The organism is Pseudomonas syringae pv. tomato str. DC3000 (assembly GCF_000007805.1).
Classification (GTDB): Bacteria; Pseudomonadota; Gammaproteobacteria; order Pseudomonadales; family Pseudomonadaceae; genus Aquipseudomonas; species Aquipseudomonas avellanae.
This window is the reverse complement of record NC_004578.1, coordinates 3,343,789-3,361,608: the sequence shown is the minus strand read 5'-3', so window position 1 is coordinate 3,361,608 and position 17,820 is coordinate 3,343,789. Positions and strand designations below refer to the sequence as shown.

Genomic DNA, 17,820 nt, shown 5'->3' with positions numbered 1-17,820 from the left:
CATGGAATTCTTCTTTGAAGTGCTGATCGGCGGGTTGCTGGCCGGTGTCATGTACTCGCTGGTGGCGATTGGCTTTGTGCTGATCTACAAGGCCTCGGGCGTGTTCAATTTCGCTCAAGGCGCGATGGTGCTGTTCGCGGCACTGACGTTTGTCAGCCTGCTGGAGCGTGGCGTGCCGTTCTTCTGGGCGTTTCTGGCGACGTTGGCGAGCATGGCCGTGCTGGCACTGCTGATCGAAAGACTGGTCCTGCGCCCGCTGGTCAACCGGCCGCCGATCATCTTGTTCATGGCCACCCTTGGCCTTTCGTACATGATCGAAGGCTTGGCGCAAGCGTTGTGGGGCGCGCAGGTGCACGGCCTGGAACTGGGCATTCCCGACGAGCCACTGGAAATTCGCGGCATGCTGCTCTCGCAGTTCGACCTGTTCGCAGCGGGCACGGCTGCGGCGCTGGTGATTGCCCTGTCGGTGCTGTTCAACCGCACGCGGATCGGCCTGTCATTGCGGGCGGTGGCGGATGACCCGCTGGCGTCGTTGGCGGTGGGTATCCGGCTGCCACGCATCTGGGCGGTGGTCTGGGCCGTGGCCGGGTTTGTCGGGCTGGTGGCCGGGCTGCTTTGGGGCGCGCGGCTGGGGGTGCAGTTTTCCCTGTCGCTGGTGGTGCTCAAGGCACTGCCGGTGCTGATCATCGGTGGGTTTTCCTCGATTGGCGGCGCCATTGTCGGCGGCCTGATCATCGGCGCGTCCGAGAAGCTGGCCGAGATTTACCTGGGGCCGATCATCGGCAGCGGTATCGAAAACTGGGTGCCGTATGTGCTGGCGCTGTTGTTTCTGCTGGTTCGTCCTGCTGGCCTGTTCGGCGAGCGGGCGATAGAGCGCGTCTGACTTTTTTTCCAAGGATCATTGCCATGCTGTTTCAAGAAGCCGGACAACTGGCGAGTACGTATGCAGGCGAGCGGCGCATCTTTCGCCTGCGTCAGGACCGTGTCGCCCTTTGGGGGCTGTTGGTTTTTGCGTTCGTTGGCGTGCCGTTGCTGGGCAACGATTACTGGTTCAGCGCGATTCTGATTCCGTTTCTAGTGCTCTCGCTGGCGGGGCTCGGACTGAACCTGCTGACCGGATACGCCGGGCAATTGTCGCTGGGCTCGGCGGCGTTCATGGCGGTGGGCGCGTTTGCTGCCTATAACCTGCAACTGCGCGTGCCGGGTATGCCGCTGTTGCTTGGGTTTGCACTCGGCGGTCTGGTGTCGGCGGCGGTGGCGTTGCTGTTCGGACTGCCCAGTCTGCGCATCAAGGGCTTTTACCTGCTGGTCTCGACATTGGCGGCGCAGTTTGTCGTCGAGTGGGTGTTGACCCGTTTCAGCTGGTTTACCAACGACAACGCATCGGGGGTGATCACCTCGCCACCGTTGATCATCGCCGGGATGAATTTCAGTTCGCCGCAAGGCCGTTATCTGTTGACGCTGGCGCTGGTGGTGCTGCTGTTCTGGCTGGCCAGAAACCTGCTGCGCGGCGAACTGGGTCGCAACTGGATGGCCGTGCGCGACATGGACACCGCTGCTGCGGTCATTGGCATCCGCCTGTTCAAGGCCAAGCTGCTGGCATTCGCCATCAGCGGCTTCTACCTGGGTATCGCCGGCTCGTTGTGGGCGTTTGCCTATCTGGGCACGGTCGAGCCGCATGGCTTTGATCTGAACCGGTCATTCCAGATCCTGTTCATCATCATTATCGGCGGGCTGGGCAGTGTGCAAGGCAACTTCTTCGGTGCGGCCTTCATCGTGCTGTTCCCGATTTTGCTGGGCAACCTCAGCGCCCAGCTGCCGGTCGGCCTGATCGATTCCGGGCAACTGGAAAACATTCAGAAGATGCTTTTCGGCGCGTTGATCATTGCCTTTCTGATCAAGGAGCCCGAAGGGCTGGCGCGCCTCTGGCAGCGCTTTCGCCAGCGTGCGCGGGTCTGGCCGCTGCGTTATTGATGGACCGTTTTACCTACAAAAAACCTTCGTGTACCTCAAGGAATACGCCCATGAAACACCGAAAATCCCTGTTGCGTCTGGCCCTTGGTCTGGCATTGCTGGGTTCAGGTCTGATCGCAACGGCGCAAGCCGCCAATGAGCAATACTTCCCGCTGCAGAGCTACCGGGTCGGCCCGTATGCAGCGGGCGGCACCGGGTTTTTTGGTGGTTTTATCGACTACCTGCAATACGTCAACGCCAACGGCGGAGTCAACGGCGTCACATTGACCTGGTCGGAGTGCGAAACCGAATACGTGGTGGAGAAGGGCGTCGAATGCTACGAGCGGCTCAAGGGCGGGCTCAATGGTGCACCGGCTGCCGCCACCAATCCGCTTTCTGTGGGGATCGCCTACGCCACACTGGAGCGCTCCACCGCCGACAAGTTGCCGCTGATCACCATTAACCACGGGCGCACGGATTCCACCGACGGCAGCGTGTTTGCGTATGTGTTCCCGTTACAGCTGAACCCGTATTCGGAAGTGTCGGCCATCGTCAATTACATCGGTCAGCGTGAAGGCGGGCTGGCGTCGCTCAAGGGCAAGAAAATCGCCGTGCTTTACCACGGCTCGCCTTATGGCAAGGAAACCAATGGTGTGCTGGAAACCCTGGCAAAGAATTACGGCTTTGAATTGACCACACTGGAAGTGCCGCACCCTGGCAACGAACAACAATCGCAGTGGTTGAACATTCGTCGTCTCAAGCCCGATTGGGTGATCCTGCGCGGTTGGGGGGTGATGAACCCGGTGGCGTTGAAATCGGCGCAGAAGGTCGGTTTTCCGGTTGACCATATCATTGGCAACATCTGGAGCAACTCCGAAGAAGACGTGATCCCTGCCGGTGCGGCCGCCAAGGGCTTCATCTCGATCACTACGCATCCGTCCGGCACCGACTTCCCGGTGCTGCAAGGCATCAAGACGGCCGTGCTCGACAAGGGCCAGGGCAACCTTTCCGACCCCAGGCGCTTCGGCACGGTGTATTACAACCTTGGCGTGGTGAACGGCATCCTCAACGTTGAGGCGCTGCGCATCGCTCAAGCCCGATTTGGTAACAAGCCGCTGACCGGTGAGCAGGTCCGCTGGGGCTTCGAGCACCTGAATCTGGACGACGCGCGTTTGCAGGCGCTGGGTGCCAAAGGGCTGGTGCAGCCACTGAAACTGTCCTGTGCGGACCACGAGGGCGGCGGTGCGGTGCGCTTTCAGCAATGGGACGGCCAGCGCTGGATCCTGATCAGTGACTGGATTCAGGCAGATCGCGCCTTGCTGCGGCCTATCATCGAAGCGTCGGCTGCGCAGTACGCCAAGGAAAAAGGCATCACTGCTCGCGATTGCAGCAAGGAGCAATGAGTCGATGACGTCGATCCTGCCGGTCAGCCCGCTCAGCGCAACAATCCTCTCGGTGGAGCAGGTGGAGGTGTTCTACGAACAGTCCATCCTGGCTTTGCGCGGTGTCAGCCTGCAGGTTCGGCAAGGTCAGATCGTGGCCTTGCTGGGGGCCAACGGCGCGGGCAAAAGCACCACGCTCAAAGCCATTTCAAGCCTGGTGCGTGCGGAACGGGGCGAGGTGGTCAGCGGCCGGATTCACTATCTGGGCGAGCCGATTACCCGCTCCGATCCGTCCGCGCTGGTCAGCAACGGCCTGGCGCAGGTGCTGGAAGGCCGTCACTGCTTCACGCACCTGAGCGTTGAGCAAAACCTGCTGATCGGGGCCTTTGTGTCCCGGCCATCGCGGGCTGAAATCAAGGCCCGGCTGGAGAAGGTCTACGGCTATTTCCCCAGGCTGCGTCTGCTGCGCAAGCGTTTGACCGGTTACACCTCGGGCGGTGAACAGCAGATGGTTGCCATCGGCCGGGCATTGATGTCTGAGCCACGATTGCTGTTGCTCGACGAGCCATCCATGGGCCTGGCACCGCAAGTGGTCGAGGAAATATTCGATACGCTGGCCCGGCTCAATCGCGACGAAGGGTTGAGCCTGCTGGTGGCCGAGCAGAATATCAACCTGACCCTAGACTATGCGCACTTCGGCTATGTGCTGGAAAACGGCCGGGTAGTGGGCTCGGGTACTGCGCAGAAACTGGCCGGGCGCGAGGACATCCAGAACTTTTATCTGGGGGCTGCGGTTTCTTGAACCGACCGCTGTTCTTCCAGCAACAGTGTTCGGACATTTTGTCTCGTGGGATACCGCGGGTTATCGGGATGTCTATGTAACCGTATGTTTTTAAATGGAAATATTTTTCGGCACGTACTGTGCACTGCTCAAGGCCACGCGTGTTGAATGCCTTCAACCTGTCGCCAACGATCAGGAGCCAGCCCATGAGCAATCCAGTCGCAACTCCACCCGCCACACCGCCCATAGCGCACGTCATCGCCTCTGACGCCGAAGCCATCGACGTCGCCAGAGCACTGGCCAGCCGCTTTGCCGAAGAAGCTTCGCTGCGTGATCGCGAACGCCGTCTGCCGGTCGCTGAACTGGATGAATTCTCTGCCAGCGGGCTGTGGGCCATCACCGTGCCAAAAGCCTACGGGGGTGCCGGGGTGTCCTACGTCACCGTCGCGGAAGTGATCAAACTCATCTCTGCCGCCGACTCGTCCCTTGGGCAAATCCCGCAGAACCATCTGGGTGTGCTCGATATCCTGTTGCAGACCGGCACCGAAGAGCAAAAGCGCCATTACTTCGGCAAGGCGCTGGCGGGTTATCGCTTTGGCAATGCGTTCTCGGAGTCGAAAAGCAAAAACGCTGGAGCCTTCCAGACGCGCATTCGCTTTGAGGGCGAGCACGCGGTGCTGGACGGCGAAAAGTTCTACTGCACCGGTGCTTTGTTTGCGCATATCGTGCCGGTAGCGGGCGTCAACGAGCAGAATCAGGCCTTTATCGCCTTCGTTGAGCGTAACAATCCGGGCCTGACCATCATCGACAACTGGGACGGTTTCGGTCAGCGCACCACGGCCAGCGGCGGCGCGGTTTTGAAGGATGTGCGGGTGCCGTCCAGCGCGGTGATCCCGGCTCATCGGGCCTTCGATGAACCGACCGCTGACGGGCCTATTTCACAGATCATCCAGGCGGCGGTGGACACCGGCATCGCCCACGGCGCCTTCGAGGAAACCCTCAAGCACGCCCGCTTGGCGCGGCCGTGGATCGACAGTCAGCAGGATTTCGGCTGGCAGGACCCGTTCAGCATTGCCACCATCGGTGACCTGCAATGGCGGCTGCACGGCACCGACGCGATTCTCGCCAAAGCCGGGCAGGCCATCGACCATGCACTGGCCGAGCCAAGCGAAGCCAGCGTTGCGCAGGCGTCGGTGGTGGTTGCGCAGGCCAAGGTGCTGTCGGCGCAGATCGCTTTGCTCACCAGCAGCAAACTCTTCGAGCTGGCCGGCACCCGTTCGGTACTCGGCAAGCTCAACCTCGATCGCCATTGGCGCAATGCGCGCACCCATACGCTGCACGACCCGGCACGCTGGAAGTACCACCTGATCGGCAATCAGTTACTCAACGGTATCGCACCGCCGCGTCACGCCTGGAACTGATCAAGGAGCCTCTTCATGTCTCATCCCGCTGTCACCGTGCAACTGGCGGTCGCCGCCCAAGACCTTGGCGACGCCCGTCAAGGTTTGCAACAAACCCTCGATTACCTGCGCGAGCAGGGCCAGCCGTGGTCATTCAGTCACGTGCAGCGCATTGTCGATGACCCGTATGTGATCAGCAAAATCGGCGACCTGCAGATTCGCGTGCAGGTCGCCGCTGCTTTGCTGGAACGCGCCCAGGGCCTGGAAGGCTCAGCCGAGCAACGCTTGATTGCCAGCAGTGAAGCGGTGATTGCCAGTGCCGATGCGCTGCAGGCGGTTGGCAACACTCAGCACGAACTGACCGGCCAGCGCCCGTCACTGCCAGCCCGCACCGGTCGTGAGCCGCTGCGTTGGCATTACCAGATCATCGGCAACCAGCGTCTTAACGGCGTGGTTCCGCCGCAGCTTCAGGAGTAAGCGAATGCCCCGTCAAATACGCCTCAATGCGTTCGACATGAATTGCGTCGGCCACCAGTCGCCTGGTCTGTGGGCACATCCCCGCGACCGCTCGTGGCAGTATAAAGACCTGGAATACTGGACCGATCTGGCAAAAATTCTGGAGCGCGGCAAGTTCGATGGTCTGTTCATTGCCGACGTGCTGGGCATCTACGACGTTTATCGTGGCAATGGCGAGGCGGCAATTCGCCAAGCCACGCAGGTGCCCGTCAATGACCCGTTGCAGTTGATTCCGCCCATGGCGCTGGTGACCGAGCACCTGGGTTTTGGCCTGACGGCGTCGTTGTCGTTCGAGCACCCTTATCCATTTGCCCGACGTCTATCGACGCTGGATCACCTGACCAAGGGCCGCGCCGGCTGGAACATCGTCACGTCGTACCTGGAAAGTGGCGCGAAGAATCTGGGGCAGAAAACCCTGACCGAACACGATGCACGCTATGACTATGCCGAGGAGTATCTGGAGGTTTGTTACAAACTCTGGGAAGGCAGTTGGGAGGATGGCGCGATTCTGCGTGACCGGGAACGCCGCGTGTTCAGCGACCCAAGCAAGATCCACGAGATCGGTCACGTCGGCAAGCATTTTCAGGTGCCCGGCATTCACCTGTGCGAGCCTTCACCGCAACGCACGCCGGTGCTCTATCAGGCGGGCGCTTCAAGCCGGGGCAAGCAGTTTGCTGCCGAGCATGCCGAATGCGTTTTCGTGGCTGCACCTTCCAAAGTCCTGCTGAAAAAGACCGTTGCCGATATCCGTCGTCGCACCGCCGAGGCGGGTCGCGACCCGTCCAAAGTGCTGATTCTCAATTTGCAGACGGTGATCCTTGGCGAGACTGACGCCAAGGCGAAGGCCAAGTTTGAAGAATACAAAAGCTGGGTCAGTTATGAGGGAGCCATGGCGTTGATTTCCGGCTGGACTGGCATCGACTTCAGTCAGTTCAAACCGGACGAGCCGCTGCGGCATGTGCATACCAATGCCATTCAATCGGCGGTCGAGACCTTTTCCACGGCAGACCCCAACACTGTATGGACGCCGCAGGCACTGGCTGACTGGGTCGGCATCGGCGGTTTTGGGCCATTGTTTGTCGGCAGCCCGGAAACAGTGGCCGATCTGCTTCAAGAGTGGGTCGAGGACACTGACGTTGATGGTTTCAACCTGGCCTACGCGCTGACTCATGAAACCTTCATTGATGCGGTCGATTTGTTGGTGCCAGAGCTGCAGAAGCGCGGCGTTTACAAGACCGAATACGCCCAAGGCACCTTGCGCGAAAAGTTGTTTGGCGACGGGCCGCGGCTGGAAACCGGGCATCCGGGGGCTGCTTTCCGCGATTTGGCGGCACTGAACCGCAATCGCCAGACGGAGAGTGCCTGACGGCGCACAGCTTCAGTTTGTACCCTACGCCATAAAGCGACTGAATCGGGTCTTGCCCAGGGCAGGCCTGTTCCAGTTTGCTGAGCATGCCGACTTCGCTTTACAGCGATTTCATCGACGCCCGATCCAGCGTGCGCACGCCATCTTCGATGGCTTGCAGTTCGCCACGCAACACCGACAGCGGCGTGCGCAGTTCATGGGACACGTCGGCCATGAACTCGCGGCGCATCTTCTCGCACACCCGCACGTCTGCCGCGACCTCCACGACCGGGCGCTCATCGATCAACCACGAATACCGCGCGCAGTTGGGTTTGAACAGCCATGCGCTGGGCGGCTCGTCCGGCCTGCAAGTGGCTCAGGCACAGACCACGGTGGAATCGGCGCGGGGTGATGTGGCGCAGTATCAAAGCCGGGTGCTTCAGGACCGTAATGCCCCGCGCCTGCTGGTGGGCAGTGACATTCCTGACGCGCGGTTACCGGCTGCCGATGCGCAATCCGTTGCAGGTTCACGCTCTATAAGGTCATGGGCGGCGGCTGGAACCCTTGGCGGTTTTTCTACTAGTCTCTCAAGAAATCAACCACTTGAACGTTTTACCTTTATCGGCAGTGCAGTGATGAGTGGGAGCACTGCCATTGATCCTTCATGAACAGGAGTTCTCATGAAACCAACCCTACCGAGGTACGCGCGCGTCCTGACCCTGCTGGCCGGTTCTGTTTTTTTCCAAATGCCAGTGCAGGCCAAAGCGCTGGCAGCGGATTCCACTGACGCGCTCGCCAGGCTTGCAGTGGTCAAACCCGTCATGGGCTGCGCTGCATTGGCAAGCGTTAACCTCAACGACATTGGCGGGCAGGGCAGTCGGGTGCTGTCGGCCAGCGAAGCCACGCGTGAGGGCATAGCGGTGTGTATGGTTGAAGGTCGGCTGGCACCGCAGATCGGTTTTCGGCTGGAATTGCCAACCGGCACCTGGGCGCAACGTTACCTGCAAGTCGGTTGCGGTGGGCTGTGTGGCAACATCAACACGACGGTGCGCGTTGCAGAGGGCTGCAAGCCGCTGAACACCGGCGCGTTCGCCGTGGCATCCACCGACATGGGCCATCAGGCGTCGGACGTGACGTTCGGCGATGACCCGCAGAAGCGCGCCGACTTCGCCCACCGCAGCGTGCACCTCACCGCCGTCGCGTCGAAAAAACTGATCGCCGCGTTTTATGGCAAGCACGCCGAATACGCCTACTTCTCGGGCTGTTCCGATGGCGGACGCGAAGCCCTGGTCGCGGCCCAGCGCTACCCGGACGATTTCAACGGCATCATCGCGGGCGCTCCGGCGCTCAACTTTCAGGTGCAGAAAACCCTGTATCACGGCTGGATGGCCCGATCCAATATCGGCCCGGACGGCAAACCGATTCTGCTGGCTTCAAGGCTGCCGCTGCTGCACAAGGCGGTGCTGGCCAAGTGCGACGTGCTGGACGGGCAGATAGACGGCCTGATCGCTGACCCGCGCCTCTGCAACTTCGACCCGGCAAGTGTGCAGTGCACATCGTCCGTCGATACCACCAACTGCCTCACCCAGCAGGAAGTGGCCGTGGTCAAACGTTTCTACGAAGGGCCGAAAGACCCCGACAGCGGCGAGCGCCTGACCGTCGGTGGTCCGCAGCCAGGCTCGGAACTGGGGTGGGCAGGTGTGTTCGTGCCGATAACTGCCGAGCAGACCGTCTACAGCGAAAAGGCGGCATCAGAGGCCATTCGCAACATGGTGTTCGAGAACAACCCCGTAGCCGGGTTCGACCTGAGCACGCTGCGCTTCGACAAAAGCACGTTCGATAAACTGCGCCCGCTACATCCGCTGTATGACGCCACCAACCCTGACCTTGCGCCCTTTGCCAGCCGTGGCGGCAAACTGATCCTCTGGCATGGCTGGGCCGATCCCAATGTGTCGCCGCTCAATACCCTGGCATATCACGAGGCCGTGGAGGCGAAGTTGGGCAAGGCACGCACCGAGGCGTTTGAAAGCTTGTACATGCTGCCCGGCGTTTATCACTGCGGCGCCGGGGAAGGGCCCAGCGTGATCGATTTGCTCACCCCGATGATGGCCTGGGTTGAGAGCAACCACGCACCGGACGCAATCGTCGCCCGACAGGCAAGACCGGGCAAAACCACAAAAGGCCGGCCACGGACACAACAATCGCTGCCAGACTTTCTGGTCACCGACAACGTCGCCAACCGTGGCCGCACGCGCAAGGTCTTTCCTTACCCCTACATGGCCGAGTACGACCACAAAGGCTATTCGAAAAGCGCCAGCAGCTATCAGCGCGCCGAACCCCTGACCACGGAAAAGACTCCCCAATGGATGGGCTCTGGTTTCTTCCAGCCTTACGCAGCCCGTGAGCGCTAGGCTCAAGCGTCTGCGGCCGGCCCGGTGAATTATTTTCACCCTGTTCTTGACATGGCCTGCGAACCAGTAGAGAATTGCGTCCATTCCTGAACGCGGAATTGAAAAAAACCCTTAAGATTCAATGGGTTAGAAGCCAAGGAAATACTGGTTTCGCATGCAGTTCACCCACGTTTGATGTTGCGGTAAGGCATCCGACGTATGAGGCCGAGTAGCAAAATGGTTATGCAGCGGATTGCAAATCCGCCTACGCCGGTTCGATTCCGACCTCGGCCTCCACTATTCAAAGCCCCGCAGATTAACGTCTGCGGGGTTTTTTATTGGTCGCGGGAAAGTGAGGGATTCCGAAACCTGGCTAACCGGATAGCAACAGCAGTGCGTCGTATTCTTGAAGCACGGGTAATCACACTGTTCACCAACAGCACGATTATTGCTTGGCAAGCCCAACCAGCCTGTCAGGCATAACCGAGGTAAACCCGATGAGCAAGCCCCTTGTGCAATGGCCAATCAACCCGCGCAGAACCGCAGTCATCGTCGTCGACATGCAAAAAGTCTTCTGCGAGCCGCATGGCGCGTTGTACGTCAAAAGCACGGCTGACATCGTCAGGCCTGTCCAGACGCTGCTTTGCGCCGCACGTGCCGCTCAGGTGATGGTGGTCTATCTGCGCCATACAGTACGTGGCGATGGTTCGGATACCGGACGTATGCGCGACCTTTATCCGAATGTGGACCAGATCCTTGCGCGCCACGACCCAGATGTCGAAATCATTGATGCGCTTGCGCCCGAGTCGGGCGATGTGATCATCGACAAGCTGTTTTACAGCGGCTTTCACAATACTGACCTGGACACGGTATTGCGCGCCAGAGACGTCGATACAATCATTATTTGCGGGACGGTAACCAATGTGTGTTGTGAAACCACCATCAGGGATGGCGTGCACCGTGAATACAAGGTTATCGCGCTGAGTGACGCAAACGCGGCGATGGATTACCCGGATGTAGGGTTTGGCGCTGTTTCGGCCGAAGAGGTTCAGCGTATCTCGTTGACAACGATTGCCTACGAGTTTGGCGAGGTCACTACCACGGCGGACGTTATCCGACGTATCGAAGGCGCATAGCGGTAGCGGTGCGAATGTGCGCAGTTATGGCTCGTTTCCGGTGCTTACGCATTTAAACCATGCGCTCTGTTTCAGACCGCTTGATCTGATCACAGCGCATGGTTTGGCTAACTCTCTGTATATCTGGCAGATTTACCCGGTGGCACAGTTTCTGCTCTTGCCTCGCTGACCTTCACCTTGCCGGTGAAACTTTTGCGCGTCGTGTCAGTTAGAGGAATCAGCCGTATGACTCTGCAATATGTGCCCATCATTAACCTGGCCCCTTATTTTTCAGGAGAACCGGACGGCAAGGCAGCCGTGGCGCAGGCAGTCAACCAGGCGTGCAAGGACATCGGGTTTCTGGTGATCACCGAACACCAGATTCCCACAGAATTGATTGAGCGAGTCTCGCGCCTGACCCGACAGTTCTTCGATCTGCCGCTCGCGGAAAAGCGCAAGGTCGACCGGCCCAGTCCGGAAATGGTGCGTGGTTACAGTGCAGTGGCCGAGGAAAGCCTGTCGTATTCTCTCGAAGAAAGTGCGCCGGGCGATCTCAAGGAGTCCTTCTCCATCGGGCCGAGCGATGTACCGAATGAAGACTATTACCATAACGCCGAGGCAGGCCCGCACTTTGCGCCTAACGTCTGGCCGGCCGATGAGCGTGTGCCCGGATTTCAGGAGGCTTATCGAGCGTATTTCGACGCGATGAGCCAGTTGGCCCAGTCATTGATGCGCTTATTCGCATTGGCACTGGAGCTGGACGAGTACTTTTTCGACGACAGGATCGATCGCCATATCAGCATGTTCCGCAGCCTCAGCTATCCGGACATCAAGACCGAAGTCGAGGCAGGGCAATTGCGCGCCAGTGCGCACACTGATTACGGCAGCCTGACCATCGTGCGCCCCGACAATGCGCTGGGTGGTTTGCAGGTGCGCAATCAGCAGGGCGAGTGGGTCGATGTGCCCTATGTCGAGAACGGTTTCGTGGTCAACATCGGCGATCTGATGATGCAATGGACCAACGACCAGTGGATTTCTACTTTGCACCGCGTGGTCAACCCGCCCATGGCCAGCGAGCAGGACAACCGTCGGCAATCGCTGGTGTTCTTCCACCAGCCCAACTACGACACCTTGATCGAGTGTCTGCCCGGTTGCCTGTTGCCTGACGCAACGCCTCGCCATGCGCCAGTCACCTCGGGCGATCACTTGTTGGCCAAGTTCGTCAAACAGACGACGTTCGGCGGCAGCAAGGTGGCCTGACATGAGCACACTTTCATACGTCAACGTGTTCGCCCAGGACATCGTCGCCTTGAGTGGTTTCTACTCGAAATTGTTCGGCTTCAGCGAAATAGAAGCGATCAGATCGCCGATTTTTCGTGGGCTGGACACAGGCAAATCCTGCATCGGCTTCAATGCCCTCGATGCCTACGAATTGCTGGGCCTGGATGAGTTCACTGACAGTACCGGATGCCGGTTTCTGCTAAATATCGACGTGGAGGAGCAATCCGACGTAGACAGGCTGGTGCCGCAGGCGGTGGCGCTAGGGGCGAGATTGGTCAAGGAGCCGTATCTGACGTATTACCACTGGTATCAGGCGGTTTTGCTGGATCCTGAGGGCAATATATTCCGGATTAACTTTATGCTTTAAGTGCAGCCTCTGCAGATTAGCTGCGGGGGAAGGGCAGCTGGCAAGCGCCCCCCGTTTCAGGTTTTCACCGGAAAATCTACTGGCTGAACTGCTAGCTATCTCGTTCCTGAAAGCAGGTCTTCAATTGTGCAACAGGCAAGGCATGCCTGATTCAACAATTGAGGATATGGACATGAGTGAATCTGCTAGCGTGCAACCCAGGCACGGTTTGGTGATCGACCCTACATCACGTGGTTCCTACGCCATGAAGAAAAGGCTGTTAATGGAATGGGAAGTGGTCGCCATGGAAGGGGGCAAAAACTTTCCCGACCTGAAAGCGGGTCTTGCACACGACTTTCCTGGCGTTGATGAACCTAAAACGCTCACGCCAGTACCGCCGCAGCTGCCGCCTATTGATCCCCCAGCGGACGGGCTTATATTGAGCGGAGGACAAAAAGACCGGTGGGCATGTGTAAACCTTACTGATGACGGAATTATTGAAGAAATAAAAAACAAGGGTGAGGGTGAGGCTAAGAAGTGGCCTCGCGTGAGTGTAACGCGTGGAGCGGAATTTACAGTTGAATGGCAGTACCATGCCGTGCATGTTACGCGCGGCTACCGTTGGTTTATTACGAAAGACGGCTGGAATGAAACGACACCCATCACCCGAGCGGACTTCGAGGGGAAGAACTATGTCGGTGATAATCACTTCACACTTGGCGCCCACGATGGGCTGATGTGGAGCGATATATTTGACTTGAGTCCTTTCGATAAACATCGGGATGCACTCCACCCGAAAAAAATCACATCAGCAACACTGCCTGACGACAAGCATGGGCATCACGTTATTCTTCTTGCCTGGATCGTTGCCGAAACCGATAAAGCATTTTATCAGGCGTTTGATGTTGATTTTGATATGCCCGAGTCTGAAGAGTGAGGCGACGGGCGTGATGGGTAGGGCGCAAGTGTCCAGCGAGACGTTGCCGATGCTTATTCAGCTAGGCCTGCGCAGATAAGGAGTGGGTGATCAGAAGGCCCGGCCTCAGTGCCGGGCTATTTGGTAGTGGCATCTGCTGATCAAAAAACACTTTTACTGAGTGCTTCAGTATCTGCATGCCTCCCGTTGACAGGCTATCCCGGGTAGACTTTGCTGAAACGTCTTCATGGATTTGGTTTTACGATCCATTTCAATTGAAAGGGTGGCCTTGCATATTTCCGAGAGCGAGAAGGCAGCGTCTTGGGCTCCTGCAGCATGAAAAGGCTTAAACTTACTCACGCTTTTTACGTGGAGTTTCAAGTGTGAATAGGCTTTTAGAACGATTCCTTGCCCTTGTTTTTTTTATGCCTCTGATGTTTGCAGGTGCGTGGCTGGGATTCGAGATACCTGGAGTAGATCACGGCACGCGGACAGCATTTTTCGTCAGCTGGATGATCGCGATGGCATTTGTTGTCGATCAAATCTGCAAAAGAATATTCAGGGAGAAGTAAGCAGTCGATCCGGTCCTGCACACTCGCGCATGACATGTGGGTAGGGAAGTGGAAATGACGCTTTCAAACCTGAACGTTTTCACGCTTGCTGGTGCCCTCGCATTTGTAACGCCGCCATCGCTCCAGGTGGTTGGCGGCCCGAGTTGTACGGCTGCGATCACGCTGGCGAACAGATATTGACCTGTACCTGTTTGGACCAGGCCGGGCGAGGTGTATTGTGATGTGGTTGCTCTTTGCGTAGCGGGTGGGGCGGGACTTGGAGCGACGCTGGTTACGCAGTCTATTTGGAAGTCGGCGCCTTGGATGTGCATCGGATTGCCTCGCACGCCTCGCTTCACTGTGAGGGCTGACCTCAGTCACTCTTGACACTACGTTTACTATTTTCATGGATCGGCAATGAAAGAATTGAAAGATCTTGTAGATCATCGGGAACCTGCATTACCTCTGGTTGAGGAAATGCTGGCAGACGCCTCTGTGAATCATCAATTACTGCCTTCGTCCGCCGAAAGCTCGAGAGTTCTCACTCGTCTTCAAGTGATAACCAGATCAACGCTGGGCACCATTGCTTACCACACGGGCGGGCTATTGATTGATCACGGCTGGCTTCGTGTCTTGGGTTCCGGGCATCCACTATTGCCTCGAAATCTCGCTGACTGGAACGAAGGTCGCGCAGACGGTTGCTTGCTTGTCGCCGACGATGTCGTCGGCGGGTTTTTTGCTATCAATGGCGGTGGCTTGGGTGATGATGTTGGAGAAATGTACTACTGGGCGCCAGATACTTTGAAGTGGGAACAGCTGGAAATTGGCTATACGGACTTTCTAAGCTGGGCCTTGAGTGACCGAATCGCTCTTTTCTACGACGGATTGCGATGGGAGGGCTGGCGTAGCGACTTGGAGGCGCTCGGCTCAGACCAATGCTTCTCATTCTTTCCGTATCTTTGGACACAGGAAGGCTCAATCGAGAGAAGCAGCCGGGCAATGATTGATGTCATCGAGCAGTTTGAAATGAACGTCGATCTGTCTCGTCAGTAAACTGTCGTATTCAACTAGACAAATAATATTCTGCGCTGCGGTCATCAAGCTTATTGCGTGGTTGACCCTTCTACACCACTGGCGTCTGTTCGAGATCAAGGTCGATGGCGTATTTGACGTGCGCAGAGTGACCCCAGCTGATATGAGGGCATTCAGTGGTCGAGTGCTTCAAATCTGGAGGTGTCGCCGGTGGGCTTAAGGTGGCAGGAGGATTGAAACAAGAGTTGCGGACCACGAACGTTTTTGCGGACCCAAAAAAAGGGCCTAGCGGGCAATATGCCCCGTAAGCCCTTGATCTATAAGTGGTGCCCCGAGCCGGGGTCGAACCGGCACGTCCAAAGGACGAGGGATTTTAAGTCCCTTGCGTCTACCAATTTCGCCATCGGGGCGGTAGCGCCAAGAGCAGGGAATATATACACCCGGCCCCCATGAAGCAAGCGTGAAAACGACTCAAATGGCACAAGGTGCCGCTTTCCTGCCTGTCAGAAATGCTTGGCAAATCATGAGGCTACGAAATGTTGCCGCAGCTCACGCTGGCTCGGCGGGTTCAGACGGCTCACGCTTTGCTTTCTTTCACCACGGCTTCGACCTTGTCGGCAAGAATTCGCAGGTAACTGGCCAGCGCGACTTCTTCCAGGCGCAAGCCTTTGCGCTGCCTTGAGCGGGGAAGTTTGGCCAGGTTGCCGAGCAGGAAGCCTTCCAGCACCGCTGGATGGATGTAGCATTTGCGGCAGATGGCCGGGGTATTGCCCAGTTGTTTGGAAACGGCCTTTACCATGTCGACGATGTGCCGCTTGGCGTCGGCTTCCGGCTCCCAATGCAGCTTTTGCAGGGTGGCGAGTGCGAGTGCGCTGGCGGCCCAGGTTCGGTAGTCCTTGGCGGTGAAGTCCGAGCCGGTGAGGCTTTGCAGGTAGGCGTTGATGTCGGAGGAGGTCACGGCATGGCGCACGCCGTCGTCGTCCAGATACTGGAACAGGTTCTGCCCCGGCAGTTCCATGCAGCGCTTGATGACACCGGCCAGGCGCCGGTCTTTGACGCTGACCTTGTGTTCGACGCCGCTTTTACCGCGGAACTCGAAGAGAATCTGACCGCCTTTGACCTCCACATGCTTGTTGCGCAGGGTGGTCAGGCCGTAAGAGCGGTTTTCCTTGGCGTACTGGCTGTTACCGATGCGGATCAGTGTCGCGTCGAGCAGTGAAATAACCGTCGCCATGACCTTTTCCCGACCCATGCCCGGCTGCGCGAGCTGCGCTTCGATCTGCTTGCGCACCTTGGGCAGCGCGTGGCCGAACTCGATCAGGCGCGAATATTTGTCCTGATCACGAATCTCGCGCCAGCGCGGGTGGTAGCGATACTGTTTGCGACCACGAGCGTCGCGCCCGGTGGCCTGCAGATGACCCATCGGGTCGGCGCAGATCCACACATCGGTGTAGGCGGGTGGAACTGCCAGTGCGTTGATGCGCTTGATCTCCGACTCGTCCTTGATGCGCTTGCCCTGGGTGTCGAAGTAGGCAAATTTTTCGCGCAGTATCTTGCGGGTCAGGCCCGGTTGAGTGTCGTCTACGTAATGCAGGTCACTGGCGGGCGGGCTGATGGCAGTCGAGTCAGGCATGGCTGATTTCCAGAGGCAGTTAAAAACACTGACCTCGGCATTTTCCTGAGGTGCCGTTTATTTGTTGCCTGACTGGTTTTTTGGAGTGTTATGCCAGCACCGCGACCGCCTTGATCTGCGCCCACAGTGTCTGGCCTCTGTGCAGGTTCAACTGGTCGCTGGAGTAGCGGGTGATACGCGCCAGCAAAGGCGTGCCGCCCGCATTGAGCTTAACCAGCACATGGGCGAGGTTGTCGGCAAGCGCTTCTTCCAGCACCGTGACCGGCAGCCGGTTTAGGATGCTGCTGTGGTCGTCGGACTGCAGGTTCAGGCTGACGTCCCGGGCCTGAACCTTGACGCGGAGCAGGGTGCCGATCTGCAGTTCGGCGTGTGCGACGCGCATGCACAGGTTGCTGCCCGGCAGGGTGACGGTCAGCAGTTGATAATGGCGGTCGTAGGCGCTGACCGTGCCTTCGATTACCACGCCTGCATCGTCGCCCATGGCCAGCGGCAGGTCCAGGCGCGCCAGTGTTTCGCGGATCGGGCCGCTGGCCAGCACCTTGCCGGCCTCAAGCAACACCAGATGGTCGGCCAGCCGCGCCACCTCGTCCTGAGCGTGGCTGACATACAGCATGGGGATGTCCAGCTCGCGGTGCAGGCGCTCCAGATAGGGCAGGATTTCACCCTTTCGTTTAGTGTCCAGCGCCGCCAGCGGCTCATCGAGCAGCATCAGGCGTGGGCTGGTCAGCAAGGCCCGTGCGATGCCGACGCGTTGGCGCTCACCTCCGGACAGCTTGTCAGGGCGACGTTCCAGCAAGTGATCGATGCCGAGTAACTCGGTCGCCTGCTGCAACTCGATGCGGCGTTGCGGGCGCGGAATGCGTTTCAGGCCGAATTCCAGGTTGGCGCGCACCGACAAGTGGTCAAACAGGCTGGCTTCCTGAAAGACATAGCCGATTGCGCGCTTGTGCGGGGCCAGAAAGACTCCGTTTTCGCTGTCCTGCCAGACTTCGTCATGAACACGAATAAAACCCTGTTCGGCTTTTTCCAGCCCGGCGATGCAACGCAGGCAGGTGGTCTTGCCCGAACCGGACGGGCCGAACAGTGCCGTGATGCCCGCGCCGGGCAGCGCCAGGTCGGTACTCACCGTAAACTCCGGGTAGGTCATCTGCAGGCGGACTTCTATCGGCGATACCATGA

The 17,820-nt window shown here is 58.5% G+C and carries 16 protein-coding genes, 2 tRNA genes and 3 pseudogenes; 16 read left to right on the top strand and 5 right to left on the bottom strand.

From position 1 onward, the window contains the following. The first annotated feature begins 1 nt into the window (after position 1). From PSPTO_RS15470 to PSPTO_RS15440, 7 genes are all read left to right on the top strand, one after another. Positions 2-883: a branched-chain amino acid ABC transporter permease gene (locus tag PSPTO_RS15470; protein WP_011104319.1), complete on the top strand. Its 882-nt coding sequence runs from the start codon at positions 2-4 to the stop codon at positions 881-883. A 23-nt stretch (positions 884-906) separates the two neighbouring features. Continuing rightward, entirely contained in the window at positions 907-1,974 is a 1,068-nt protein-coding gene (locus PSPTO_RS15465; RefSeq protein WP_007246481.1) for a branched-chain amino acid ABC transporter permease, read from the top strand. A 50-nt stretch (positions 1,975-2,024) separates the two neighbouring features. Continuing rightward, on the top strand, positions 2,025-3,356 hold the full coding sequence (locus tag PSPTO_RS15460) for an ABC transporter substrate-binding protein (protein WP_011104318.1): 1,332 nt from the start codon (positions 2,025-2,027) through the stop codon (positions 3,354-3,356). Between the two features lie 4 nt (positions 3,357-3,360). Further along, a complete protein-coding gene (locus PSPTO_RS15455; RefSeq protein WP_011104317.1) occupies positions 3,361-4,137 on the top strand; it encodes an ABC transporter ATP-binding protein in 777 nt (258 codons plus the stop codon). 185 nt (positions 4,138-4,322) lie between these two features. Further along, positions 4,323-5,537, top strand: coding sequence for an SfnB family sulfur acquisition oxidoreductase (locus tag PSPTO_RS15450; protein ID WP_005764602.1), 1,215 nt, complete (start codon positions 4,323-4,325; stop codon positions 5,535-5,537). Between the two features lie 15 nt (positions 5,538-5,552). After that, positions 5,553-5,993: an acyl-CoA dehydrogenase family protein gene (locus tag PSPTO_RS15445; protein WP_007246483.1), complete on the top strand. Its 441-nt coding sequence runs from the start codon at positions 5,553-5,555 to the stop codon at positions 5,991-5,993. Between the two features lie 4 nt (positions 5,994-5,997). Continuing rightward, the gene (locus PSPTO_RS15440; protein WP_011104315.1) at positions 5,998-7,398 is read left to right on the top strand and encodes an LLM class flavin-dependent oxidoreductase; all 1,401 of its coding nucleotides are present in this window, start codon (positions 5,998-6,000) and stop codon (positions 7,396-7,398) included. Between the two features lie 7 nt (positions 7,399-7,405). Here the strand turns inward: PSPTO_RS15440 and PSPTO_RS15435 are convergent. Together PSPTO_RS15435 and PSPTO_RS15430 are read right to left on the bottom strand one after the other, a co-directional pair. Then, positions 7,406-7,477, bottom strand: a pseudogene (locus PSPTO_RS15435) (two-component system response regulator BaeR); the annotation flags it as partial. 24 nt (positions 7,478-7,501) lie between these two features. Next, a pseudogene (locus tag PSPTO_RS15430) lies at positions 7,502-7,633 on the bottom strand (histidine kinase dimerization/phospho-acceptor domain-containing protein); the annotation flags it as partial. On the opposite strand from PSPTO_RS15430, the pseudogene PSPTO_RS15425 reads away from it, so the two are divergent. The 9 genes and pseudogenes from PSPTO_RS15425 to PSPTO_RS15385 all read left to right on the top strand — a co-directional run. Further along, positions 7,632-7,901: pseudogene (locus PSPTO_RS15425) on the top strand (hypothetical protein); the annotation flags it as partial. The pseudogenes PSPTO_RS15430 and PSPTO_RS15425 sit on opposite strands and share 2 nt — an antisense overlap. Before the next feature lie 156 nt (positions 7,902-8,057). After that, on the top strand, positions 8,058-9,788 hold the full coding sequence (locus PSPTO_RS15420) for a tannase/feruloyl esterase family alpha/beta hydrolase (protein ID WP_011104314.1): 1,731 nt from the start codon (positions 8,058-8,060) through the stop codon (positions 9,786-9,788). 202 nt (positions 9,789-9,990) lie between these two features. Beyond that, positions 9,991-10,064: transfer RNA gene (locus PSPTO_RS15415), tRNA-Cys, on the top strand. 200 nt (positions 10,065-10,264) lie between these two features. Beyond that, on the top strand, positions 10,265-10,903 hold the full coding sequence (locus PSPTO_RS15410) for an isochorismatase family cysteine hydrolase (protein ID WP_005764591.1): 639 nt from the start codon (positions 10,265-10,267) through the stop codon (positions 10,901-10,903). Positions 10,904-11,128: 225 nt separating this feature from the next. Continuing rightward, complete coding sequence (locus PSPTO_RS15405; RefSeq protein ID WP_011104312.1) at positions 11,129-12,142, top strand: isopenicillin N synthase family dioxygenase; 1,014 nt, start codon at positions 11,129-11,131, stop codon at positions 12,140-12,142. 1 nt (position 12,143) lies between these two features. Beyond that, positions 12,144-12,530, top strand: coding sequence for a VOC family protein (locus tag PSPTO_RS15400; protein WP_011104311.1), 387 nt, complete (start codon positions 12,144-12,146; stop codon positions 12,528-12,530). A gap of 142 nt (positions 12,531-12,672) precedes the next feature. Beyond that, positions 12,673-13,446: a lytic polysaccharide monooxygenase auxiliary activity family 9 protein gene (locus PSPTO_RS15395; protein ID WP_046463410.1), complete on the top strand. Its 774-nt coding sequence runs from the start codon at positions 12,673-12,675 to the stop codon at positions 13,444-13,446. Between the two features lie 362 nt (positions 13,447-13,808). Beyond that, positions 13,809-13,997, top strand: a complete 189-nt coding sequence (locus PSPTO_RS15390; protein WP_005764582.1) for a hypothetical protein — start codon at positions 13,809-13,811, stop codon at positions 13,995-13,997. A gap of 396 nt (positions 13,998-14,393) precedes the next feature. Continuing rightward, a complete protein-coding gene (locus tag PSPTO_RS15385) occupies positions 14,394-15,029 on the top strand; it encodes a DUF2625 domain-containing protein (protein WP_011104309.1) in 636 nt (211 codons plus the stop codon). 303 nt (positions 15,030-15,332) lie between these two features. Here the strand turns inward: PSPTO_RS15385 and PSPTO_RS15380 are convergent. The 3 genes from PSPTO_RS15380 to modC form a co-directional block, all read right to left on the bottom strand. Next, a tRNA-Leu gene (locus tag PSPTO_RS15380) sits at positions 15,333-15,418 on the bottom strand. Positions 15,419-15,585: 167 nt separating this feature from the next. After that, positions 15,586-16,641 (bottom strand): DNA topoisomerase IB, encoded by a 1,056-nt coding sequence (locus tag PSPTO_RS15375; protein ID WP_007247147.1) that lies wholly within the window; start codon positions 16,639-16,641, stop codon positions 15,586-15,588. 88 nt (positions 16,642-16,729) lie between these two features. After that, positions 16,730-17,818 (bottom strand): molybdenum ABC transporter ATP-binding protein, encoded by a 1,089-nt coding sequence (modC, locus tag PSPTO_RS15370; protein ID WP_011104308.1) that lies wholly within the window; start codon positions 17,816-17,818, stop codon positions 16,730-16,732. Between the last annotated feature and the right edge of the window lie 2 nt (positions 17,819-17,820).